Annotated in this window: 22 protein-coding genes; 4 read left to right on the forward strand and 18 right to left on the reverse strand. The window is 68.7% G+C overall.

Going from position 1 to position 23,634, the window contains the following annotated elements; genetic code table 11:
• Positions 1-57: 57 nt before the first annotated feature.
• A complete protein-coding gene (gene acnA, locus ACUDCK_RS19320; RefSeq protein WP_064524307.1) occupies positions 58-2,763 on the forward strand; it encodes an aconitate hydratase AcnA in 2,706 nt (901 codons plus the stop codon).
• Between the two features lie 101 nt (positions 2,764-2,864).
• Here acnA and ACUDCK_RS19325 read toward each other — a convergent pair whose 3' ends face one another.
• Positions 2,865-3,815, reverse strand: a complete 951-nt coding sequence (locus tag ACUDCK_RS19325; protein WP_231132912.1) for an OmpA family protein — start codon at positions 3,813-3,815, stop codon at positions 2,865-2,867.
• Between the two features lie 168 nt (positions 3,816-3,983).
• Positions 3,984-4,757, reverse strand: a complete 774-nt coding sequence (locus tag ACUDCK_RS19330) for a DODA-type extradiol aromatic ring-opening family dioxygenase (protein ID WP_445659253.1) — start codon at positions 4,755-4,757, stop codon at positions 3,984-3,986.
• A 248-nt stretch (positions 4,758-5,005) separates the two neighbouring features.
• Here ACUDCK_RS19330 and ACUDCK_RS19335 point away from each other — a divergent pair, with 248 nt between their 5' ends.
• The 3 genes from ACUDCK_RS19335 to efp all read left to right on the forward strand — a co-directional run bounded on the left by ACUDCK_RS19335 (position 5,006) and on the right by efp (position 8,108).
• Complete coding sequence (locus ACUDCK_RS19335; RefSeq protein ID WP_054503018.1) at positions 5,006-6,208, forward strand: DUF2863 family protein; 1,203 nt, start codon at positions 5,006-5,008, stop codon at positions 6,206-6,208.
• Between the two features lie 8 nt (positions 6,209-6,216).
• Complete coding sequence (earP, locus tag ACUDCK_RS19340) at positions 6,217-7,329, forward strand: elongation factor P maturation arginine rhamnosyltransferase EarP (protein WP_064524305.1); 1,113 nt, start codon at positions 6,217-6,219, stop codon at positions 7,327-7,329.
• A 218-nt stretch (positions 7,330-7,547) separates the two neighbouring features.
• Entirely contained in the window at positions 7,548-8,108 is a 561-nt protein-coding gene (efp, locus tag ACUDCK_RS19345) for an elongation factor P (protein ID WP_006220534.1), read from the forward strand.
• A gap of 95 nt (positions 8,109-8,203) precedes the next feature.
• Here efp and ACUDCK_RS19350 read toward each other — a convergent pair whose 3' ends face one another.
• The 16 genes from ACUDCK_RS19350 to ACUDCK_RS19425 form a co-directional block, all read right to left on the reverse strand.
• Positions 8,204-8,662, reverse strand: a complete 459-nt coding sequence (locus ACUDCK_RS19350; protein ID WP_064524303.1) for a DUF1178 family protein — start codon at positions 8,660-8,662, stop codon at positions 8,204-8,206.
• A 186-nt stretch (positions 8,663-8,848) separates the two neighbouring features.
• A complete protein-coding gene (locus ACUDCK_RS19355; RefSeq protein ID WP_175166639.1) occupies positions 8,849-9,556 on the reverse strand; it encodes a DUF2968 domain-containing protein in 708 nt (235 codons plus the stop codon).
• 114 nt (positions 9,557-9,670) lie between these two features.
• Positions 9,671-11,077, reverse strand: coding sequence for a sigma 54-interacting transcriptional regulator (locus ACUDCK_RS19360; protein ID WP_054503291.1), 1,407 nt, complete (start codon positions 11,075-11,077; stop codon positions 9,671-9,673).
• A gap of 49 nt (positions 11,078-11,126) precedes the next feature.
• Complete coding sequence (locus ACUDCK_RS19365; RefSeq protein ID WP_240806371.1) at positions 11,127-13,238, reverse strand: pilus assembly protein TadG-related protein; 2,112 nt, start codon at positions 13,236-13,238, stop codon at positions 11,127-11,129.
• 59 nt (positions 13,239-13,297) lie between these two features.
• Positions 13,298-13,744 carry a DUF3613 domain-containing protein gene (locus ACUDCK_RS19370; RefSeq protein ID WP_054503023.1) on the reverse strand — a complete coding sequence of 149 codons (447 nt, stop codon included), beginning with the start codon at positions 13,742-13,744 and terminating at the stop codon, positions 13,298-13,300.
• A gap of 14 nt (positions 13,745-13,758) precedes the next feature.
• The gene (locus ACUDCK_RS19375) at positions 13,759-14,631 is read right to left on the reverse strand and encodes a tetratricopeptide repeat protein (protein WP_081273430.1); all 873 of its coding nucleotides are present in this window, start codon (positions 14,629-14,631) and stop codon (positions 13,759-13,761) included.
• Positions 14,632-14,642: 11 nt separating this feature from the next.
• The gene (locus tag ACUDCK_RS19380) at positions 14,643-15,638 is read right to left on the reverse strand and encodes a type II secretion system F family protein (RefSeq protein ID WP_054503025.1); all 996 of its coding nucleotides are present in this window, start codon (positions 15,636-15,638) and stop codon (positions 14,643-14,645) included.
• Between the two features lie 11 nt (positions 15,639-15,649).
• The gene (locus ACUDCK_RS19385; RefSeq protein ID WP_144654731.1) at positions 15,650-16,579 is read right to left on the reverse strand and encodes a type II secretion system F family protein; all 930 of its coding nucleotides are present in this window, start codon (positions 16,577-16,579) and stop codon (positions 15,650-15,652) included.
• On the reverse strand, positions 16,579-17,934 hold the full coding sequence (locus tag ACUDCK_RS19390; RefSeq protein WP_175143233.1) for a CpaF family protein: 1,356 nt from the start codon (positions 17,932-17,934) through the stop codon (positions 16,579-16,581). The genes ACUDCK_RS19385 and ACUDCK_RS19390 overlap by 1 nt, the downstream gene beginning before the upstream one ends.
• Positions 17,935-17,955: 21 nt before the next feature.
• Entirely contained in the window at positions 17,956-19,296 is a 1,341-nt protein-coding gene (locus ACUDCK_RS19395; RefSeq protein ID WP_054503028.1) for a MinD/ParA family protein, read from the reverse strand.
• Entirely contained in the window at positions 19,293-20,675 is a 1,383-nt protein-coding gene (locus ACUDCK_RS19400) for a type II and III secretion system protein family protein (protein WP_144654730.1), read from the reverse strand. The genes ACUDCK_RS19395 and ACUDCK_RS19400 overlap by 4 nt, the downstream gene beginning before the upstream one ends.
• 67 nt (positions 20,676-20,742) lie before the next feature.
• On the reverse strand, positions 20,743-21,702 hold the full coding sequence (cpaB, locus tag ACUDCK_RS19405; protein WP_175166638.1) for a Flp pilus assembly protein CpaB: 960 nt from the start codon (positions 21,700-21,702) through the stop codon (positions 20,743-20,745).
• Positions 21,699-22,190: a TadE/TadG family type IV pilus assembly protein gene (locus ACUDCK_RS19410; protein WP_064524292.1), complete on the reverse strand. Its 492-nt coding sequence runs from the start codon at positions 22,188-22,190 to the stop codon at positions 21,699-21,701. The genes cpaB and ACUDCK_RS19410 overlap by 4 nt, the downstream gene beginning before the upstream one ends.
• A 1-nt stretch (position 22,191) precedes the next feature.
• Entirely contained in the window at positions 22,192-22,632 is a 441-nt protein-coding gene (locus ACUDCK_RS19415) for a TadE/TadG family type IV pilus assembly protein (protein ID WP_054503032.1), read from the reverse strand.
• A complete protein-coding gene (locus ACUDCK_RS19420) occupies positions 22,599-23,066 on the reverse strand; it encodes a prepilin peptidase (RefSeq protein WP_240317298.1) in 468 nt (155 codons plus the stop codon). The genes ACUDCK_RS19415 and ACUDCK_RS19420 overlap by 34 nt, the downstream gene beginning before the upstream one ends.
• 272 nt (positions 23,067-23,338) lie before the next feature.
• Positions 23,339-23,515 (reverse strand): Flp family type IVb pilin, encoded by a 177-nt coding sequence (locus ACUDCK_RS19425; RefSeq protein WP_006390266.1) that lies wholly within the window; start codon positions 23,513-23,515, stop codon positions 23,339-23,341.
• Positions 23,516-23,634: the final 119 nt, after the last annotated feature.

Here is a 23,634-nt window from a genome sequence, read left to right on the forward strand (position 1 = left end):
ACGCGTCGAAACGCCTGAAAATGCCGGCTTTACGCGGGCAAAACCACGGAGTCCATCATGCCGCACAACACCCTCGACACACTCAAGAATTTCAAGATCGGCAACAAGTCCTGTCAGTACTATTCGCTGCCGGCGCTGGGCAAGGCGCTGGGCGTGGACGTGCAGCGGCTGCCGGTCTCCATCCGCATCGTGCTGGAATCCGTGCTGCGCAATTGCGATGGCAAGAAGGTGACCGAGGAACACGTGCGCCAGCTCGCCAACTGGCAGGCCAACGCCAAGCGCGAGGATGAAATCCCGTTCGTGGTGGCGCGCGTGGTGCTGCAGGACTTCACCGGCGTGCCGCTGCTGGCGGACATCGCCGCCATGCGCTCGGTGGCCGACAAGATGGGCAAGAGCCCCAAGAGCATCGAACCGCTGGTGCCGGTGGACCTGGTGGTGGACCACTCGGTCATGATCGACTACTTCGGCACCAAGAATGCGCTGGACCTGAACATGAAGCTGGAATTCAAGCGCAACCAGGAGCGCTACCAGTTCATGAAGTGGGGCATGCAGGCCTTCGACACCTTCGGCGTGGTGCCCCCGGGCTTCGGCATCGTCCACCAGGTCAACCTGGAATACCTGGCGCGCGGCGTGCACCAGGACAAGAAGAACAATATCTACTACCCCGATTCGCTGGTGGGCACCGACAGCCACACCACCATGATCAACGGCATCGGCGTGGTCGGCTGGGGCGTGGGCGGCATCGAGGCCGAGGCCGGCATGCTGGGTCAGCCGGTGTACTTCCTGACGCCCGACGTGGTCGGCGTGGAACTCAAGGGCAAGCTGCGCGGCGGCGTCACCGCCACCGACCTGGTGCTGACCATCACCGAAATGCTGCGCCGTGAAAAAGTGGTCGGCAAGTTCGTCGAGTTCTGTGGCGAGGGCACGGCCAGCCTGTCCGTGGCCGAACGCGCCACCATCGGCAACATGGCGCCCGAGTATGGCGCCACCATGGGCTTCTTCCCGGTCGACGGCCGCACCATCGATTACTTCCGCGGCACCGGCCGCACCGAAGACGAAATCGCCGCGTTCGAGGCCTACTTCAAGGCCCAGGACATGTTCGGCGTGCCCGCCGCCCAGGACATCAACTACACCAAGCTGTTGACGCTGGACCTGTCCACCGTGGCGCCGTCGCTGGCCGGCCCCAAGCGCCCCCAGGACCGCATCGAGATCGGCAACGTCAAGAGCACCTTCATCGACCTGTTCTCCAAGCCGGTCGCCGAGAACGGCTTCAACCAGCCGGCCGAGAAGCTGCAGCAGATCTTCACCACCAGCACCGGCACCAAGGTCAAGAACGGCGACATCCTGATCGCCGCCATCACCTCCTGCACCAACACCTCCAACCCCAGCGTGCTGCTGGCGGCGGGCCTGCTGGCCAAGAAGGCCGTCGAAGCCGGCCTGAAGGTGCCCAAGCACATCAAGACCTCGCTGGCCCCCGGATCGCGCGTGGTCACCGAATACCTGACCAAGACCGGCCTGCTGCCCTACCTGGAGAAGCTGGGCTTCGACGTGGCCGCCTACGGCTGCACCACCTGCATCGGCAACGCCGGCGACCTGACGCCCGACCTGAACGAAGTCATCACCAGCAATGACCTGGTGTGCTCGGCGGTGCTGTCCGGCAACCGCAACTTCGAGGCGCGCATCCACCCGAACATCAAGGCCAACTTCCTGGCCTCGCCGCCGCTGGTGGTGGCCTACGCCCTGGCCGGCACCGTGACGCGCGACCTGATGACCGAACCGGTCGGCCGCGGCAAGAACGGCGATATCTGGCTGGGCGACATCTGGCCGACCACCGAGGAAGTCGAGGCGCTGCTCAAGTACGCGCTGGACCCGAAGGCCTTCGAGGCCAACTACGGCCAGGTCAAGAGCAACCCCGGCAAGCTGTGGGAGAACATCAAGGGCGTCACGGGCGAGACCTACAACTGGCCCGACTCCACCTACATCGCCGAGCCGCCGTTCTTCGAAGGCTTCGGCATGACGCCGGGCGCGATGCCGACCGTCAAGAACGCCCGCGCGCTGGGCGTGTTCGGCGACTCGGTCACCACCGACCACATCTCGCCGGCCGGCTCCATCAAGGAAAGCTCGCCCGCGGGCAAGTGGCTCAAGGAACACGGCGTCATGAAGGCCGATTTCAACAGCTACGGCTCGCGCCGCGGCAACCATGAAATCATGATGCGCGGCACCTTCGCCAACGTGCGCATCAAGAACCTGATGATCCCGGCGCGCCCGGACGGCAGCCGCTTCGAAGGCGGCGAAACCCTGTTCCAGCCCACCGGCGAACAGATGTCGATCTACGACGCGGCCATGAAGTACGTGGCGGCCGGCACGCCCACCGTGGTGTTCGGCGGCGAAGAGTACGGCACCGGCTCGTCGCGCGACTGGGCCGCCAAGGGCACCCAGTTGCTGGGCGTCAAGGCCGTCATCACGCGCAGCTTCGAGCGCATCCACCGCAGCAACCTGGTGGGCATGGGCGTGCTGCCGCTGCAGTTCAAGGGCAACGACAGCGTGCAGTCGCTGGGCATCACCGGCGAGGAAACCTACGACATCTCGGGCCTGGAGAACGGCATCAAGCCGATGCAGGACGTGACGCTGACGATCACCCGCAAGGATGGTTCGAAGCAGGACGTGACGCTGCTGCTGCGCATCGACACCCCGATCGAGGTCGACTACTACCAGCACGGCGGCATCCTGCCCTTCGTGCTGCGCCAGTTGCTGGCCGCGTAACGCGCGGGCCGCAAAGGCAAAGCCCCTGGAACCGAGGTTCCAGGGGCTTTTTTCATGGCCGCGCGCCGCCTGCCATCGCGACGCGTGGCAGGCTCACCCCATCATTGCGCGACCAGTTCGACCCGGCGGTTCTTGGCGCGGCCGGCCTCGGCGTCGTTGGCCGCCACCGGCGCCAGCGAGGCCACGCCCCGCGCCGACAGGCGCGCGGCCGGGATCTTGTAGCCCGCTTCCAGCGCCTTGACCACGGCGTCGGCGCGCTTTTGCGACAGGTCCAGGTTGCCGGCCAGCGTGCCCTGGTTGTCGGTGTGGCCGACCACGTAGACCTTCAGCTTCGGGTTGGCGTTGAGCAGCTTGCCCATCTCGTCGAGCGCGGCCTTGGACTCGGGCTTGACCTCGGCCTTGTCGGTATCGAAGTAGACGCCGTAGACCGCGACGCGGCCCGATTCGGCCAGCGACTTCTGCATGGCGGCCATGTCCAGCACCTTGACCTGGCCGGTCTGCATGGGCTTGGTCTCGATCACCTGCTGGAACACCGGCGTGATGTTGTTGGAGGTGTCGTCCATCACATCCAGGAACACGTAGATGTCGCCGGTGGGCGCCTCTTTCTTGGCCAGCACCGCGTAGTACTTGCCGCCGAACGCCGCGTCGCCCTGCCCCGGCTGGCTGACCTTGCCGCTGTTCAGGACGAACGACTGGAAGTCGCCGCCGCACTGCTCGTCGCCCTTGCATTCGAACAGGGTCTTGAAGCCGCCGGCCTGCAGCGCACCTTGATAGTTGCGATAGACCTCCAGCGCCGACTTCTTGCCATCGATGCGATAGGCGATGCGCGTCAGCTTGCCTTCCAACGTCAGGCCCCTGGCCTCGCTTTCGCGGGTGATGGGCTGGTTGGGCATCACGGCTTCGTCGTAGTCCTTGAATTCGTAGGCACGGATCTCGGCGCCCTCGAAACGCGTCAGGGCGGGATGGTCGCGGGAGCCCTCGACGTCCTCGGCCCAGGCGGACGAAGCCGCCGTCAGCGTGGCGGCGACGATGGCCAGACTCGCGGCTTTCACGATATGCGCATTCACGATCTCTACACTCCCGGCCGGATGGCTCCGGCATGCGTCCAGAACAGGAAAACGCCCGCATTGCGGGCGGCTGCCATTATGCATAGACGCAGCGGGGTTTGGTACCGCATGGGGTAACCAAACGTTGGCGGCGGTGAGGGGCGTCAACAGGCCTCAGTTGAATGCATAGGCGTCCATCGCCAGCGCGCCGTACGAGATCTCGTCGGTCAGGCGTGTGGCCTGGCCGCCGCCCGCGCCCAGCGCCACGTAGAGCGGCATCAGGTGGTCGTCGTGCGGATGGGCCTGCGCCGCGCCGGGCGCGCGCGCCTGCCAGTCGAGCAGCGCCGGCACGTCGTTGGCGGCCAGGTGTTCGGCATACCACGCCTGGAACGCCGGCACGTAAGGCGCCGGCGGCGCGTGCTGCGGCATGCGCACGTCGCGCAGGTTGTGCGTCAGCGACCCCGAGCCGATGATCAGCACGTCCTCGTCGCGCAGCGGCGCCAGGGCGCAGCCCAGTTCCAACTGGCCGGCGGCGTCGCGGCCCATGTCCAGCGACAGTTGCACCACCGGCACGTCGACCTCGGGATAGAGGTAGCGCAGCGGCACCCAGGCGCCATGGTCCAGCGGCCGGCGCGGATCGCGGTCGGCGGCGATGCCGGCCTCGGCCAGCAGGGCCTGCGTGCGCGCCGCCAGCTCGGGCGAGCCGGGCGCGGCGTATTGCAGCGTGTAGAGTTCGGGCGGAAAGCCGCCGAAATCGTGCCAGGCCACCTGCTGGTCGCGGGTGGACAGGGCCAGGCCATGGCCCATCCAGTGCGGCGAGACCACCAGGATGGCGCGCGGCTTGCGGCCCAGGGACTGGCTCCAGGCGGCCAGCGCGGGGCCGGTCGAACCGGGTTCGACGGCCAGCATGGGGGAACCGTGGGAAACGAAAAGCGTAGGCCAGCGCATGGCGATGACTCCAGGAAAGCTTGATGATGGGTCCATTGTCGGTCGATTCCAATCAGCAATAAATCCCCTAAACAGGCACGATCTGTTGCCAGACCCGCACCAATCCCCGGCGGAAGGCCGGGTCCAGTCCGGTGACCGTCGGCGCCCTTGTGCTGCTCGATTCGCGGGCGCCCGGGCGTCGCCGCGACCACCGCCGTGGCGGGCGTTAAACTACGTCGTTACACACTTACTGGACGTCCTCCGAAGTTATGGCCCGATCCCGCAGCCAATCCGCTCCCCGCTTGACCCGTGACGCCACCCGCCTCATCACGCTTGCCCAGTCGCTCAACCGCTCGGGCAGCCGCGTCGAAGACGTGTACTGGGAGAATCAGCTTGGCGAAGCGATTCCAAAGCTGCTCAAGGCAGGCCAGGATGCCCCGCTGGAAGCCGCGCTGGACCACCTCGCCCAGGGCGACGTGGGCGCCTATGAGGTCCTGATCGAGCAGGCCGAAACGCTGTCCGAGTCGATGAAGATCGAGAAGAACGGCGTGCGCTACGACATCCTGCTGATCGTCGCGCCCATCGTGGCCTGGACCCGCTACGCCATCCCCACGGGCCCCGTGCCGGCCAGCGCCCAGCAGGCCCTGCTGGCGCAACTGCATGGCCACGTGCTGTCGAGCCAGGCCCGCAGCGCGCTGATGCCGGTGCTGGTAAGCGTGGACCAGATGCCACGCACCTTCTCCGAGACCTGGCAATGGCTGCAACGGCTGGGCTCGCAGGCGCTCGGCGCCGAGACCACCAAGCCCGCGCTCAATGCCGAGGCCGAAACCGCCAACATGCTGGCCGACACGCGCTACATCGTGGCGGCCGTGGCGGTGCCCGAGTTCGCGCCCGTGTTCCGCTGGCAGGAGCAGATCGGCGAGGCCGAGGCCAGCCGCGACGCCTGCCTGGCGCAATGGGCCGCGCAGGCCCAGCCGACGCTGGCCGGCCTGCTGCCGGGCTGCGGTTTCGAAGCCCTGCTGCCCGACGCCTACTACGTCAGCAACCGCGAGGCCGACCGCCGCGTGCGCCCGCTGTCGCTGCGCGCCGCCATCAGTTGGCTCGAGGGCGCGGTCAATCTCGAGGCCTCGCAACTGCGCGCCGTGGTGGCCGGCTGCGGCGAAAACCGGGTCGACGAATACCGCGTCAGCTTCACCGCGCGCAACAGCAACGACGTCTACTACGGCTGCGTCTGGCCGCTGTACGGCCGCGAGGAAGACCTGCCGGCCGACGAGGGCCAGCCCGACGTGGTCGACGAGATCGCGGCGCTGCTCAAGGAATACGGCGTGAGCGACGTGCGCCGCATTCCCGGCGTGCTGCCGCCGGAATATTGCGAGGACTGCGGCGCGCCCTACTTCCCCAATCCCCTGGGCGAACTGGTGCACGCCGAATTGCCCGAAGACGCCGAGGCGGCGCCCGCCAAGTTCCACTGAGCGCGTCGATGCAAGCGGACATCTTCTGCCGCGTGGTCGACAACTACGGCGACATCGGCGTCTGCTGGCGCCTGGCGCGGCGACTGGCGCATGGCCGCGGCTGGGAGGTGCGCCTGTGGGTGGACGACCTGGCCAGCTTCGCGCGCATCCAGCCCGGCATCGATGCCACTGCCGCGCGCCAGGCGTTCCAGGACATCGATATCGTGCGCTGGACCGACACGCCGGATCCGGCGCTGGCCGCCCGCGACGTGGTGATCGAGGCCTTCGCCTGCGATCCTCCCGAGGCCTTCCTGGCCAGCATGCGCCAGCGTCATCCCGCCTGGATCAACCTGGAATACCTGAGCGCCGAGGCCTGGGTGGAAAGCTGCCACGGCCTGCCGTCGCAGCGCCCCGACGGGCTGGTCAAGCATTTCTTCTTCCCGGGATTCACGCCGGCCACCGGCGGCCTGCTGCGCGAACCGGGCCTGACGGCCGAGCGCGACGCCTTCCAGGCCGATGCCGAAGCCCAGGCGGCGTTCCTGCGGGGACTGGGCGTGGCCGAGCCTCTCGTGTCGCAACGGCGCGACGGCGCCCGCACCGTGTCCCTGTTTTGCTACCCCAGCGCGCCGATCGACGGCCTGGCGCAGGCGCTGGCGGCCGATGCCCGCCCCGCCCTGCTGCTGGCGCCGGAAGGCGTCGCTCCCGGGCTGGAAGCGGCCTGCGCGCGGCCCGGCGGCCCGGCGGTGGCGCGCCTGCCGTTCGTGGCGCAACCCGACTTCGACCGCGTGCTGTGGTGCGCCGACCTGAATCTGGTGCGCGGCGAGGATTCGTTCGTGCGCGCGGCCTGGGCGGCGCGTCCGCTGGTCTGGCAGATCTACCCCCAGGAAGAGAACGTGCACCTGGAAAAGCTGGATGCCTGGCTCGCGCGCTATCCGGCCCCGGAAACCGCGGCCGCCGCCATCCGCGCCTGGAACCTGCCCGAGGCCGGCGCGGCGGCGGATGCGATCGGCGCCGCCCTCGCGCCGGCCGCCTGGCGGGCCTGGACGCAGGCGGCGCGCGACTGGGACGCGGCGCAGGCCGCGCGCCCCGACCTGGCGGAAAATCTGGCCGATTTTTGCGCAGAGTTGGCCAAGAAACGCTAGAATAGAGAGTTTTCTGAGTCGCCCGGGTTTTTCGGCGCCTCAACTATGACGCCTCCCGGGGTGTGCATGAAAGTCGAGCGAGCGGGCCTTTTCGGGCCCGCGGGCTTGAGATGGCGTTGAGATCAAGATGGCGGGCCTGGCCCGTTGCCTGGCGCCCTCACCCGCCGCGGCTTTCTGCAAGCACGGCGAGTGCACCCTTTCCCCCCGGAGTTTTATCGATGAAAACCGCTCAGGAATTGCGAGTCGGCAACGTGGTCATGGTCGGCAAGGATCCCCTCGTGGTCCAGAAGGCCGAATACAACAAGTCCGGCCGTAACGCCGCCGTCGTCAAGCTGAAGTTCAAGAACCTCTTGACCGCCTCGGCCAGCGAATCGGTCTACAAGGCCGACGAAAAGTTCGAAGTCGTCCAACTGGATCGCAAGGAGTGCACGTACTCCTACTTCGGCGACCCGATGTACGTCTTCATGGACGAAGAGTACAACCAGTACGAAATCGAAGCCGAAAGCATGGGCGACGCCCTGAACTACCTGGAAGAAGCGATGCCCGTGGAAGTGGTCTTCTACGACGGCCGCGCCATCTCGGTGGAACTGCCCACGACCATCGTGCGCGAAATCACCTACACCGAACCGGCCGTCCGCGGCGACACGTCGGGCAAGGTGACCAAGCCCGCCAAGATCAACACCGGCTACGAACTGAACGTGCCGCTGTTCTGCGCCATCGGCGACAAGATCGAAATCGACACGCGCACCAACGAATACCGCAGCCGCGTCAACAACTGATCCGGCGACAGGCAAGAAAAAGCGCCAGCCCTTCAGGGTCTGGCGCTTTTTTTTGCCTTGCGCGGCCGTGAAAGCCGCCGCGGCGGCGAACGCGGCTATTGCAGGCGTTCGTCGTCGAGGAAGTCGGGCACGGCCATGACGTCGATGCCATCCTCGGCCAGGGCCTCGCGCTCTTCGCGCGTGGCGGTGCCGCGGATGGGGCGCTCGTCCGCATCGCCCTCGTGGATACGGCGCGCTTCCTCGGCGAAGCGCGCGCCGACGTTTTCGGTATTGCGCAGCAGCGCGCGCACCTGGCGCATCACCACCGCCTGCAGCGCCGACATCTTCTCGGCGTCGGTGGCGCCGGCCGGCGGCGCCGGCTGCGCCGCGGGCGCGTGCAGGTGCGCCACGTTCAGGCGCGGCGCCGACAGGCGCTTGGTGATGCTGGCCGAGCCGCAGACCGGGCACGACACCAGTCCACGCGCCTGCTGCGCGTCGTAGTCTTCGTGCGAACCGAACCAGCCTTCGAAGATGTGGCCGTGCTCGCACTGGAGGTCGAAAACTTTGAGAGCCATGATGGAAATATGGGGGCTGGCATCCAGAATACAAGAAAGCGCGCGCGCACTCCTGGATACCGGACCGCGAACGGGGTTTTCGGCCGATTCCGGGCGGTTTGGCGGCATTTGCGCCACACACCGGCAGCGGCGGCCCCGCCCAATGAAAAGCGGGCCCGGGGGCCCGCTTGCTGGCGTGCGAGGCGCTTACTTGCCGCGCCTGGGCGTGGCGGGCGCCTGGCCGATCTGCGCCTGCTGCGCCTGCAAGGCGTCGATCTGGCGTTGCAGGTCGCGCAGTTGCTGGCGCACGTCCTTCTGCTGGTCGGCCAGCGCGGCGGCTTCCTGGCGCGACTGTTCCTGGCGCGCGGCAACCTGCTCTTCCTGCTGCATGCGCAGGGTGCGGTCGGCCTGCAGCGTGCTCAGCTCGGCGCTGCGGCTGGCCAGCAGCTTTTCGGCGTGGGTGTATTCGGCCTGCAGCTTGATGCGCTTGATATCCACTTCGGCCAGGTCGGCCGACTGGGCCGCGAAGGCGCGGTAAGTGGCCTCGGCCTGCTTGTCCGACTTGGTCTTGAGCACGCGCCAGAAGTCCTTCTGCTGGAACAGGGCCACGTAGTAAGTCAGATCGTCCGGCTTGAACAGCAGGCTGGCGCCGTACGTGCCGTTGTAGGTCGTACGCAGTTCGGAAACCTGGCGGTTCTGGATCAATGCCTGCAGCTCGGCCACCGTCGAGGACGGGCGCGCGGCGGGCGCAGGCGCGGGCGGGGTGACCGGGGTGGAGGCGGCTTGCTTGTCCTCGACCTGCTGCACCGTCGGGCGCGGGGGCTCGGATTGCGCGCTGGCGCACGCGGCCAGACCGGACAGGGCCGTACCCAACAGCGCCATGCGAGCGGCGGCACGGATAAAGTGGACGTTCATGCCTTCCCCAAAAAAATCGTTGCGGAACTATAGCAATTTATTCCGGTTGAAGCTGACGCGCGTGAATAACACGCGGCGATAGTGTCGCGCGCCCAGGGACATTCCCTATTGCGCTCACGACGCCTCGACAATGCCATCGGCGGTTTCGCCCTGGCCGCCGCCCAGATGCAGCTTGCGCATCTTCTCCCACAGCACCTTGCGGCTGATACCCAAGGTATTGGCGGTGTCCTGGCGGCGCCAGCCGTTGACGTCCAGCGCGGCCAGGATGCGGGCGCGCTCGGCGCGTTCGGCGTCGGTGAATACCGGCGGCTCGCACTGGGTATTGGCGCCCGCCGTCGCCAAGGCCGCCGGCCCGCCCAGCGGCTCGGCCAACTGATCGAAAATGCGCTCGATGCGGGCCTGGTCCCAGGCCTGGAACTGACGCCGCACGATCGCCACGCGCTCGGCCACGTTGGAAAGCTCGCGCACATTGCCGGCGTATCGCGCGCGCGCCACGCGTTCCAGCAGCCAGGCGGGCGGCTCGCCCTCGGCGCCCAGCCGTTCGAGCAAGGCGCGGAAGATCGCCACCTTTTCCTCGGGGCCGCGCTGCTCCAGGTTGGGAATGCGCAGCTCGATCACCGCCAGCCGGTAATACAGGTCGGCGCGGAACTCGTCCTGGCCCACCAGCACACGCAGGTCCTTGTTGGTCGCGGCCACCAGCCGGAAATCGACCGGCACCTCCACGGTGGAGCCCAGCCGCGTCACGGCGCTCTGCTCCAGCACGCGCAGCAGCTTGACCTGCTGGTACAGCGGCAGGTCGCCGATCTCATCCAGGAACAACGTGCCGCCGCTGGCCTGCTCGAAATAGCCCTTGTGCGCGCCTACCGCGCCGGTGAAGGCGCCCTTGGCGTGGCCAAAGAAGTGCGCCTCGAACAGCCCTTCGGGAATGGCGCCGCAGTTGACCGCGACGAACGGCCCGTCCGACCAGGCGGCGTGGTCGTGCAGCAGGCGCGCAATGCGCTCCTTGCCGACGCCGGTCTCGCCGTGGATCAGCACATTGCTGCGGCAGTCGGCGAACATGTCGGCCTCGGCCAGCAGCGCCCGCATCGGCTCCGACACGGCGATCAGCGGCTGCTCGCGCCGCGGCGCGGCGCGATTGAACTGGTCGAGGGTGCCCAGCAGTTCGAACAGCAACTTGCGCAGATCCGCGGTGGTGAAGGCCAGCGGCAGCGTGTAGGAGTATTCCGGCGGGTAATAACGCGGATCGCGGCCACGGGCCTCGGACGCCACCCAGATGACCGGCATGGCCTGCACCGACAGCCAGTCGTAGCCGCTGAAGCGGTTGTCGCCCATGACCGAGACCGACACCAGCGCCACCGCGGGCCGCGACGGGTCGCGCGGCGGCGGAAACGCGGTGCCGGCGTCGGCGCGCACCAGCGACACATCCATGCCGGCCAGGCAGCGCTCGGCCCGGCTGGCGATGTCGGACGTGCCCTCCCAGACGTAGACGTCGAACTCTTCGCGCGAGAATTTCTGGGTCATGGCGACCACCGGGCCGGCCACGAAGGGGCGGAAATCATGGGCTTCATCATCAATACACCAGGCGGGGCTTGCCGCAGTCCACCGACAGCAGCGATACATCGGTCTGGCCGACACTCAGGCCAAGCATGTCCAGCAATTGCTGCAGCAGGGTCGACAGCATGCCGAGCAGCGGCTGCAGCAGCGTCACCACGATGGACAGCACGCCGCCCACCTGGTTGCCGCCGCTCAGCGCCAGCGAGGAGACCGCGTTGACGCGGCACTGGCGGATCCCGTCCGGCGTGATCGCCAGCAGGCAGGTCACGTCGCTCAGCGGCGCCAGCAGCAAGGAATTGAGGAGGTTGCCCACCAACTGCAACGTGCCGCCCAGCACCCCGGTCAGGCCGCCGCTGGTCATGCGCTGGCCGAGCTGGTTGAGCGCGGTGGAGGACCACTGCATGTCGTTGACCACCTGCGAAATCGATTTGCCCGGATTGCTGCCGCCGCCGCCCACCAGCGTGGTGGCCAGCGACAAGCGCTGTTCCGGCGTCAGCGGCGTGCCGGTGCCGACCAGGTCGCCCAGGATGCCGCCGACCACGGCGTCGGCCAGGTTCGAGGCCAGCGCGCCTAGGTTGACCGAGGTGGCATTGACGGTGGCGGTGGAATTGGGCGACGGCGGCTCGGTCAGCGTGACCGACACGGGCGCGGTCGAGTTGAAGATCGGCAGCGTGACCTTGCTGGTCAGCGGCAGGATGCCCAGCACGTTCAGGACCTGGTAGCGCTGGATCGATGCGAACGAGCTGGGCTGGCAGCTATTTGTGATGGACAGGAAATTGGCCTGCACGTTGTCGACGGCCGACGACATGCCCGGAAAGCGCCCCAGGCAGATATTGGCGACCGACGAGGTCACGTCGATCGTGGCCTGCGACTCGGTGAGCGGCGCCTGGCACAGCTTGGAGACCGTGCCGGTCGATTGCGCCACGTCGATGATGACAGGCAGGTCGATCTTGGTGCCGAGCGTGTTGGCCAGCAGCGGGCCCACCAGCGGGATGTTGCTGGTGTTGGCGCGCAGGTAGACGCGGATGCCGGCGCTGGTGGCCTGCGTGCCCACCCCGCCCACGCCGATGGTGGGCGGCTCGACGATGCGCACCTGCGACTGCACGCCGAGCAGCGGCACGTTCAGGCCCAGGTTGACCAGGTTCTGGCCGTTGGCGATGACCAGCGCGGTCTCCAGCACATTGAGCGCGTTGATGTTGGCCTGCAGCGCCGAGTTGATGTCGCCGCCCACCACGTTCAGGTCCAGGACGCCGCCGTCGCCGAACAGCTTGACCGGCAGGTTCACCGGCATCACGTTCAGCACCACGTTGATGGCGTTGGACAGCAGCCCGAGGCTGGCGCCGGCGGTATCGCCGGCCTTGTTCATCACGGTCAGCGTGGCCTGCAGCAACTGGCCCAGCGTCAGGTTGTTGAGCGCGGCCAGTTGCGCCGGCGTGCCCACGCCGGTGGCCACCGACACCGGCAGGCCCAGCGCCTCCAGCAGGCCCGACGGCGTGATGTTGACGGTGGCCAGGCCGGCCGCGTCCAGGATGTCGAGCTGCGCCGGCGTGGCGCCCACGGTGGCCAGCAACTGCGACAGCAGGCCGCCCTTCTGCAGGCGCAGCAGGCGCGAGCCGACGGTGAACACGGCCACCGGCTGGGTGCTGGTGGCCACCGAGATCACCTGGACCTGCGCGCCGCCCGCCGTGCTGCCGGAGAAGCTGGGGATCAGGCTGGTGAGGGTCTTGTTGACGGTGATGCGCAGCGCGTTCGGCGCCTGGCCGCTGGCGGGATCGAACACGTACATGCCGCTGGCGTCGGCGCGGCTGGTGTCCCACACCTTGCATTCGACGGTGACGTCGGCCGCCGAGAAGCTGTCGAAGATGTTGGGCACGTTGGCCAGCACCGCGGCCCGCCCCGCCGCCTGCGCCCGGGCGCAGTCCGCGGGCGCGCCCATGCCCAGCACCTGCACCGCCGACAGCGCCGCCAGGTCCGAGGCCTTCTGCATTTCGCGCTTCATGTAATAGGCATAGCCCAGTTGGGCCACGCCCAGCAGCACCAGACCGACGATGACCACGAAAACGATGGCCACCGTCATGCTGCCGCGCTGCCGCGGGCAGAACGCAGAACGAGAATGAGTGGCTGGCATGATCGTGGCTCCGTGGCTCGGCGAGACAGGCCCGAGGCTCCTTGTCGTGTGAACAGGCGCTAGTTCGTGTTGTTGGTCTGCACCCGCTTGGTGAACCACTCGGGAATCGGCCGGGTGAAGCTGTCGACGTAGCGGTTCCAGGCGGCGGTGGACGCGGCGCCCAGCACCGGCAGCGCGGCGCCGGCGCGGCGGCCGTCGGCCTGCGCGGCCAGCAGGCCGCGGGTGATGTCGCCGAACGCTTCCGGCGCCTCGGCCGCGGGTTGCGGCGCCGGCTGCGCGGCCGCCTGCGGCATCGGCGTCTGCACCTGCTGCACCACCGGCCGCGCCGGCATCTGCGCCGCGGGCGCGGCGGCGGGCGCGGCCGGCGGCACGGGAGAAGCCTGCGCCACGCCGCTCATGGCGCCGCCCGTCAGCGGCGCGTTCGACTGCGCCTGGCTCGCCCAGGGCGTGGCCGCGGCGGCAAGCAGCGCCAGGGAAAAAGGAACGAAGCGTACGGTTCGGGACATATCGGGATTCCTGGTTAGCGCACGATCGGGCCGTTGCCCAGTCGGTCCATCAAGGGGCTCATGACCGGCATGACGATGCCTTCGCCACGGGACACCCGCGTCGCCGACGTGTCGGCCCCGGCGGCCGGCGCCACACCGCTCGGCGCGGCGGTCTGACTGCGGATCTCGGCGGCCAGGCGCAGGACCTGGCTGCGCGCCTCGTCGCCGAGCTTGGCGCGGTCCATCACGTTCTGGGCGCGCACCGGCTCGCCCTCGACCAGCAGCAGCAAGGCCAGGTTGGCCAGCACCTTGCCGCTCTCGGGCGCCAGCTCGGCCGCCTGGCCCAGCGGCACGCGGGCGCCGGCCGGATCGCCGGCCCGCAGCCGCGCGTAACCCAGGTCGCCCAGGATGCGCGGGTCCATGGGCGCCAGCTTGGCGGCGCGCGCGAAGTCGTCGGCGGCCTGCTCGAACTGGCCGCGCGAACCGGCGATAAGGCCCAGCCCGTGCCAGCCGTCTGCCGCCTGCGCGGTGCCGATCAGGGCGCGGTAGGCCTGTTCGCTGGAGGCCGTCTGGCCGGTCTGGCGCAGCGCCTCGGCGCGCAGCACCGCGATGCGTTGATCGTTGCCGAACTTCTGCTGGAACGCCTCGATGTAGGCCAGCGAGGCGAAATAGCGCTCCTGGCGTTGCGACTCGGCGATCATCGACAGCATCATCTCCGGCTCGGCCGGCTTGCGGCGGTTCTCCGCCTCGTCCTCGCGCTGGCGCGCCAGCGCCTGTTCCTGCTGCTGTTGCTGGATCAACTGCCAGGCGGTCTCGGCATTGTTGCTCTGGCAACCCGCCAACGTCCCGGCGCCGGCAACCGCCGCCGCCGCCAGGGTCCAACGCCATGCGCGCCGCGCGCTTTCCATACCGCCCGCCATTACATCCCCCCCATGCGCGACAAGCCGCGCAATACCGCCACAAACCCCGCCCCGCCGGTCACGATCAGCAGCGCCGGCAACAGGGTCACGATCATCACCGCCGTCATCTTGACGGTGGTCTTGCCCACTTTTTCCTTCAGCTCCAGGCGCCGCTTCTCGCGCAGGCGCTCGCCAAACCGGTTCAGCGGCTCCTGCACCGCGCCGCCGTGCTGGTCGACCTGGGCGATGAGGCGGCAGATGGCGGACAGGTCGTCGTTGTCGAAGCCCGCCGCCAGCCGCGCCAGCGATTGTTCGCGGGTGCGGCCGCGCACATACAGTTCGGACGCCAGCCGCAACTCGTACGCCAGCACCGGCAGCACCTGGTCGAATTCCTTGGTCAGCACCTGCAGGCTCTGGTCGATCGACAGGCCCACGCCCTGCAGTAGCCGCAGCAGGTCGATCAGCAGCGGCAGTTCGTTGGCGGCCTGCTTGCGACGGCGCGACAGGCGCCGGCGCACGAACCACTTGGGCAGCATGTAGCCGATGGCGAAACCGAAGAACGCCGCCACGAACAGGCCCAGCGACGAGCCGATGCTGCGCCCCAGATCCAGCGCCACGGCCGCCGCCGGCAGCAGCAGCGCCAGGGTGAAGCGCGCGACGATGAAGCGCAGCCGCGCCGTGGCCGGGTTCTCGTAGCCCGCCATATCCACCAGCTTGCGGTCCTCGCCGGCCAGCAGCGCTTCGGCGAAGCGTCCTTCGCTCAGGCGCTTGCCGAACGAGTCGGCCGCGCGCGTGGCGGCGGCCAGCCGGCCCTGCGCGCCCTCGGCCGCCGGCGCGGCGGCCGCCTTGACGCGGCCCTCGCGCGTCGCCAGGGCCTGCTCCACCACCTGCCGGCTGCGATCCTGGCCGCGCAGGCGCCGCGTCATGCTCAGGCCCAGGATCAGCATGGCGGCCGCCACCAGCATCAGCGCCACCGCCAGCACCGTTGAGACATTCCAGGATTCGATCGCTTGCATCCGCGTCGTCCTCAGATGGCCTTGGCCATGCGATACAGGATGTAGGAGCCGCCCAGTTGCAGGCAGACCGCCGTCATCAGCATCTTGAAGCCCAGCGGGTCCACCCACAGACCCATGAACAGGTCGTTGTTGGCCACCATGATGAAGCCGGCGATGCCCAGCGGCAGCAGCGCCAGGATCCAGGCCGACAGGCGGATTTCCGCCGAACTGGCCGATAGCTCGGCGCGCGCCTGGCCGATGTCGCGCATGAACGCGGCCATGCGCTCGAGCACCTGGTCGCTGCGGCCGCCGAAGCGCAAGGCCACCGACACCACGGCCGCCACCATGTAGAGCTCCTTCATGTCGTACTGGCGCGAAACCTGCACCAGCGCCGCGTCCAGTTCCTTGGCCGAGCGGCTCAGGGCGGCGGCGGTCTCGACCACTTCGCGCAGCGGCTCGTCGGTGGTGGCCGCGGCGGTCTGGAAGGCCGACGCCATGCTGTTGCCGATAGTGACAAGGCGCACGATGTTGTCCAGAAACGCCGGCAGTTGCGCCACCCTGCGGCGCTGGCGCCGGTCGGCGCGCAGCCACAGCAGGAAATAGGCGAACACGGTCAGCAGCACCAGCGTCACCAGGCCCGACAGCCAGCCCAGGAAGGCCCAGGCCAGCAGCGCCGCCAGCACGATCGGCAGCGTCAGCTTGGCGTAGAAGCCGGGACTCTGGCGCACGCCGCCCTGCAGCAGCAGCATGTCCCAACGCGAGAAACCGCTGCGCAGCGCGCGGGCGCCGTGCGCGAACGGCATCTTGCCGCTGACCGGCGCGCCGCGGCCGCGCCGCAACTGGTCTTCGAGAAAGGCGGAACTGGCGGCGCGCCGCTGGCCGCTGTTGGCGTGGCGCCACAGCAGCACCGCCGCCAGCGCCAGCACCAGCGCCAGACCCGCGATCACTCCGGCCTGCAGCATCAGCGCCTCCTGCTCCAGAAGCCGCCGCCGTCGGACTCGGGCGGCGCGTTGTCGGTCGGCCGCTGCTCGCTGCGCATCTTGGCCAGCTTGGGGGTGTGCGGATGGATGCCGAGCCAGTTCCAGCGATCCTTTTCCTCGCCCTCCGGCGTGGCGAAGGTCTCGTGCCGGTAGAGTTCCTGGGTCGAGATGACGTTGTCGCCCATGCCGGTGACCTCGGTCACCGACAGCACCCGCCGCTTGCCGTTGGACAGGCGGCCGATCTGCACGATGAAGTCGAGCGCGCTGGCGATCTGGCGCCGCAGACTGTCCTCGCTGCCCTGGAAGCCGGCGAAGCCCGCCAGCATCTCGATCCGGTACAGGCATTCGCGCGGCGAGTTGGCGTGGATCGTGGCCATCGAGCCTTCGTGGCCGGTGTTCATGGCCTGCAGCATGTCCATGACCTCGGCGCCCCGCACTTCGCCCACCACCACGCGGTCGGGACGCATGCGCAGGCTGTTGCGGATCAGCTCGCGGATGCTGACCGCGCCGCTGCCGTCGAAGCCACCCTGGCGCGATTCCAGCCGCACCACATGCGGGTGGTTGAGCGACAGCTCGGCCGTGTCCTCCACGGTCACCACGCGCTCGGTCTCGGGGATGAAGAAGGCCAGCGCGTTCAAGAGCGAAGTCTTGCCCGAGCTGGTGCCGCCGGACACCAGGATGTTGCAGCGGTTCTTCACCGCTTCATGCAGCAGCCGGTAGATCTCCTCGTCGAAGGTGCCCAGTGTCAGCAGGTCGGCCGGCTTGAGCGGATCCTGGCGGAACTTGCGGATCGACACCATCGGGCCATCGACCGCCAGCGGCTCGATCACCACGTTCAGGCGGCCGCCATCGGGCAGGCGCGCGTCGACCATGGGGCTGGACTCGTCCAGCCGGCGGCCGATCGGCGCCAGGATGCGGCGCACGATGCGCAGGACGTGCTGGTTGTCGGTGAAGCGCAGCGTCTCGCGCGCCAGCACGCCGCGGCGCGACACGAACACGTTGTCGTAGCCGTTGATCAGGATGTCCTCGACCGCCGGGTCGGCCAGCAGATCCTCCAACGGCCCCAGGCCGGCCAGCTCCTTGGTCAGGGCCTCGGCGATCTGGCGCATCTCGCCTTCGTTGATCGGCACCCGCCGCAGGCGCACGAAGCTGGCCACCTCGATGTCGACGAACTCCTGGATCGCCGATCGCGCCCACCTGCCGAACTCCGCGCCCAGCTCCTCGATGCGGGAAAGCAGATGCTCGTAGGCCGCCGTCTTCACTTCCTGGAAGCGGTTGGACGAGGCGAACCCCTTGTCGCCATCGCCGCCGAATTCTATGGTCGCTGTCATGATCATGTGGGATTCCGCCGCCGTCCGTTACTCGACCACCATGCGGCGGTGCACGCCGGGCAGCCAGGTGGCCAGCCAGCTCGCCCGGCCGCCCGGGGTGTTTTCCTCGGCGCTCAGCTTCTCGGCCAGCGCCTGCACCGCGCGCACGTAGACGTCGCGCTCGGCCTCCTCGTGCAGCAGGTGGCCCTGGTTGGTGCACACCATCAGCGCCAGCGTGCGGTCAGGCAGCGTGCCGACCAGCTCCAGTTGGAAGCGCTCGGCGATCTGCTGGGCCGTCATGCCGTAGCGCTCGTCGTAGCGGTTGACGATCAGGCCCAGGCTGCGGCGGTCCACGTGCAATTGCTCCAGCTCCTGCAGCAGCCCGGCCAGCGACACCAGCGCGCCCACGCTCTGGTCGGTGACGATCCAGTTCTGCTCCGAGGCGCGCGCCAGGCCGGCCACGAACTCGGGGTTGGAGAAGCCGCCTGAGTCGGCCACCACCACGCCAAAGTGCTGGCGCATGCGCTCGAACACCAGCAGCGAATCGGATTGCGAGACATCGCGCATCTGGCCCAGGTCGCGCGGCAGCGCCAGCACGCTCAAGCCATTGGCGGTATGCGACATGGCCGAACTGAGCAGGGTCGAGTCCAGCCGCCGCAGGTTGCGCGCCGCTTCGGCGAAATCGAAATCGCCGCCGATGTTCAGGTAAAGCTGGCAATCGCCCACCGGCCAACCCAGGTCCATCAGCGCGACCCGGCTGCCCAGGGGCAACTGGCTGCCGTTGTCGGCCGCCGGCTTGGCGCCCTTGGCGCCCGCGGCCGCGGCGCGCGAGCCATGCTGCTGCTTGAGGCGGTCCTGCACCATGCCGGCCAGGTGCACGGCCAGCGTGCTGGTGCCCACGCCCGGACGCGCGCCCAGCAGCAGCACACTGCGGCGCGAGCCGTCCATGCGGCCGCCGCCGGCCGGCAGGTCCAGCAGCCGCTGCACCACGTCCTTGACTTCCTGCGGCGCCACGGTCGGATCGACGAAATCGCTGACGCCCGCTCGCAACGCGGCGATGGCGCCTTCCGGCTGGCTCAGCAGTCCCACCGCGACGCGCGGAATCGCCGGCGCGATGCGCGCCAGCAGGCGCGCCAGCTCGGCGGACTTGAACAGCTTGCCGGGTTCGTCCTCGCTCAGCGTGAAATCCAGGAACACCACCTGCGGCTCGATTTCGGCCAGGCGCCGCCCCAGTTCCTCGACGCCCGGGACTTCCTGGGTCAGCAGGCCCATGTCGCCCAGCGCCTGTCCGAGCTGCGCGGCCACGCCGTCACCCTTGGAACAAAATAAAAACCGGTTGCTATTCTGCAAGCCAACCCACTCCCTGGCATGTGTCTTCATATCGCTCACCGTGAAAAACCCGGCATTTGCTGCCCACCCGCAGGACCCATCAGGTAATAGCCCCAAGCGTTGAACGCGGTGTCGGTCGCCTCCTGCCTGGCCCCCGGCAGCGGCAAGGTCACGCCGCGTGCTATGGGCCGCACCAGGCGCGGCGTCACCACGATCACCAGCTCGGTATCCTCCTGGGTGTAATCGACACTACGGAAAAACGACCCGATGATGGGCAGATCGCCCAGCATCGGCACCTTGTTGACCAGCGCCTTGGTCTGGCGCGACACCAGTCCGCTGACGACAAAACTTTCGCCGTCGCCCAGCTCGACCGTGGTGTCGGCCCGGCGCGTGCGCAGGGCCGGGATCAGCGTGGTGGTATTCGTGCCGCTGGAAACCGCGATGGCATTGCTGTAGTCCAGCTCGCTGGCCTCGGGCGCCACCTTCAGCGCGATGCGCTCGCGCGACAGCACGGTCGGCGTCACCGTCAGGCCGATGCCGAATGGCTTGAACGTCACCGTGGTCGTCCCCAGGCCGCCGGCCTCGGGGATCGGCAGTTCGCCGCCGGCCAGGAAGCTGGCGCTCTGCCCGGTCAGGGCCACCAGCGTCGGCTCGGCCAGCACGCGCGCCATGCCGTTGTTCTGCAGCAGGCGCAGGCGCGCGCTGAAATCGTTGGAGTCGTAGAACAGCGAGAAGCCCGAGGCCAGGGCCGCGCTCTTGCTGAAGCCCAGCGGCGCCGGGAAGCCGTCGGGCGTGATCGAGTTGGTGCCGCCCCACGGGCCGCTGCGGCCGGCGAAGCTGATGCCGGCCTGCTTCATGACCGAGCGCGACACCTCGACCACCTTGACCTCGACCTGCACCACGCCGCCAGTGCCGGCGGTCGACACGTCCACCACGTTCTTGTCACCCACCACCGCGCCGGCCGCGGCCACCGAGGCCTGGTGCGACAGGGGCGAGTCGGCCTGGCCCGACACCACCGCGCGGTCGCCGGCCACGTCGACGTTGGCGCCGCCCGCCATGCCGCGTCCGGCCATGACCTGCTGCACGTTGCCCGCCACCCGCACCGTCCACAGTTGCGGGGCCGCGTTGTTGCCGGTCCAGACCTGCAATTGCGTGGTGCCCGGTTTCTTGCCGTACAGCAGCAGCGAGGCCTGCCGCTTGCCGGAGGCCGCCAGCACCTTGACGTCGGCCACCTCGGGATCGCCGATGGCGATGCGGGCGGGCGCGCCCTCCAGCATGAGCGTCTGCTGGCCCCTCACGGCGACCGCGATGTCGCGGGCGGGCGCGCCGGCGCCCGGGTCGGACTGGATGGCGGTCTGCGCCATGCCGGCCACGCCGTAGGTCATTACCGCTGCGGCCGACAGAAGGCAAATCAGGGTGGTGCGCTGGAATCTCTTCATTGTGCTGGATCTGGTTTGGCAGGTAAGGTCCAGCCGCGGGCGGCACCAGGCCACGCGCAGCCACGTTTCAATAGCGCACGCGCTCGGATTTGTCTCCTCGCAGGATTTCGACGGTGCGCCCGCCCGCGCCGCCAGCGCCAGCGGCGCGGGCCGGGGCCGGCCTGGCCGCCGGTGTCGGGGCATCCAACTGCGCCAGGCTGTCGCCGGCATAGGCGCGGTTCGGGCCGCTGAGCAATTGCTCGCGTTGTTCGGGGGTCAGGTCGGCGCGCGCCGGCAGCACGGCGCTGCGCTGGGCGAACAACTGGGTATCGGGCTTGCCATCGTCGCCGACCGGACGCAGCGCCAACTGCAGGCGGCCGGAGCGGCTGGCCAGCACCAGCTCGTTGACCTGGTCGACCGGCACGGCCAGCACGGCGGTCCGGGCCGGCTGTCCGGGCGGGCCGGGCAGCGCGGACTTTCCCTCGGGACCGTCCAGCGAAGCCGCGCCATACGCCAGCACGCGCACCTGCGATTGCAGCAACCGGGCCTGTCCGCCCTGGATCTCGACGCCCTTCTCCAGCACGAAGAACACGTCCACCAGGTCTCCCGGCGCAATGCGGTTGCCGCCGCCCACCACCTCATCGACCGCGATCGCCAACGCCCGCTCGCCTGGCTTGAGCTGGCGCGCCAGGCCCTGCGCCAGCATGCTGGGCAACAGCGGATCGCCGGCCGCGACGTCCACTCGCACATAGGCGCCCTGCAACGGCGCGGGCGAGCTGTAGCTGCCGGACAGCGCCACCTGCCATTGGTCCACCTTGAGCATCTTGTCGCCGTCGATGCGCGTGCCGGCCGGTATCGGCGTTGCCGCCACCACCACCGGATAGCGCTTGACCGGCGGTTCGGCCGGCGCGGCCGGCGCCGTCGCCACGGGACCGGCCGGCGCCGGCGCCGGGGCCGACGGCGCCGAGGCCAGGCGCCACGCCACGAACGCCAGCACCAGGCCCGCCGCCAGCAACACACCCGCGATGATTTTGCTCAGACTGCTCATGGTGTCCCTTGGGAGATTTGCACGATGGCCTTCGACGACAGCCGGGTCGGTATCCAGTTCTTGTCCGTCCCGGGCAACATGGCGATGAATGCCTGGAAGGTCGACAACACCGGCCAGGCCTGCACGTTGAAGGTCATGGCGACCGTGCTGCACTGGGCCGTCTGGCCGCCTGAACCGCTCCACGCGCATGGCGCGCTGGTCGTCGCGCAGGCCACCGCCGAACCCGTGCCGAACACGCTCATCGCCGCGGCGCAGGCGGCGCCGGGCACGTCCGCCTGGCCGGCAAAGCGCGCGTGGACGGCCGCGCGCGCGCCTTCCGAGGCGGCCGAGGCCAACTGCTGCTGCATCCAGAACAGCACGCCATAGCCAACGACGGCGCAGACGAACATCAGCAGCATCGTCACCATCAGCGAAAACTCGAGCGCGGCGATACCCCGCTGGCCGCGCTTGCGACCGCGACAATGGCCCGGGGCACGGCGCGCGTCCATGTCAGTTGCTCCCATCCAGGCCGTTGCCCAGGTGGACCGTGGCGCGGGCCGACAGCACGCTCGACGGCGGCATCAACGCCTGCGCCAGGAAGGGGAAATTCGGAATCAGCGGATTGGCGCCGTACGGATAGCTGACCGTCACCTCGATCTGGTCGGCGCTGAGCGGCTGGCCGCTGCAGGCGCCCCCGGCGGTGCTGCTGAGCGTGCCGCTGGCGCCGCACACCGCCACCGCCACCGCGGCCGAGGACATGGTGGTGATCCAGCTCGAACGGTCCAGCGCCGTGTCGCGGCCGGCATTGGCGCGCACGGTCAGCGAGGTGGCGCCCGGCTGCCATTGCAGGACCTTGCGGGCGCCGTCCTGCGCCGCCAGGGTGACCGAGTGCTGCGCGGTGAACACCAGGGCGTACGTCAGGATCGCGTAGAACACCAGGAAAAACACCACGAATACCAGTCCGAATTCAAGGGAATAAACACCACGCTGAGCGCGGCCGCGCCCAGGTACGTCCCGTAGGGGATCTGGCGAGCCCGAAGCGGCAAGGCCCAGCTTCGGGAAAGAAACAGGTAGAGCAAGGCGTGCAGCCCGGCCAGCAGGCTCGCGACCACCAGCGTCATGACGAGCGGCGCGAAGCCCGTCAGCAGCCCCAGCACGGCGATCGCCTTGACGTCGCCCGCGCCCATCAGGCGCTTGAGCCAGAGCGGGAAGAATGGCAAGGCCAGCGCGAATCCGGCCAATGCCATGGGCCAGCCGGCCCAACGCGGTGGATAGCCCCAGGCTGGCGCGAGCCACGCCGCGAGCAGCCACAGCGCCTGCCCCGCGAAGCCCGCGACGATAAGCGTGTTGGGTACGCGGCGATAGCGCAGATCGGTGTATATCAACACCAGATTCCAGCATGCGAACAACAGCCACCACAGCACTTCCCCTGGATACAAGGCAGGACCTTCTGACGGTTTCGGGTTCAATCTGGCAATGCATGGGCGCGCAGTACGTGGGAGCCGATGCGCGCAACGCCGTCAATCCGCAACCGCCCGAATTCGCTGCGCGGGAAGTGTCGTCAACATCAGCTCCATGCCCGGCGGGGCGTCAGACCCGGCCGTCCGGCGCCGCCTGGCCCTGGCCAGGCTCACTGGGACGACCGGGGTCTTCGGCCTCACTTGGACGCGTTGGCGAGCTTGGCCTGCAGCGACGTGAACAGGCCGCTGAGCGCGCCCGTGAATGTCGCCAAGGCGGCTACCAGCGCCACCGCGATGGTGCCCGCGATCAGCCCGTATTCCAGGGCGGTAATACCTTCTTCATCGTTCCAGAACTGCGCAAGTTTCGCTTTCATGTCGAGCTCCTCAGGTCTCGCTTGATAATCGAGCCATGCCGCAGGGACGGCGTGGCCCCCTAAGCCCGGTGCTGTCGGCGCGCTGGCGTGTTCCACACCTTCGCGTCTCCGGGGTACCG

The sequence above is a fragment of the Achromobacter sp. CF-sbj1-Ac2-l genome, from assembly GCF_052698165.1.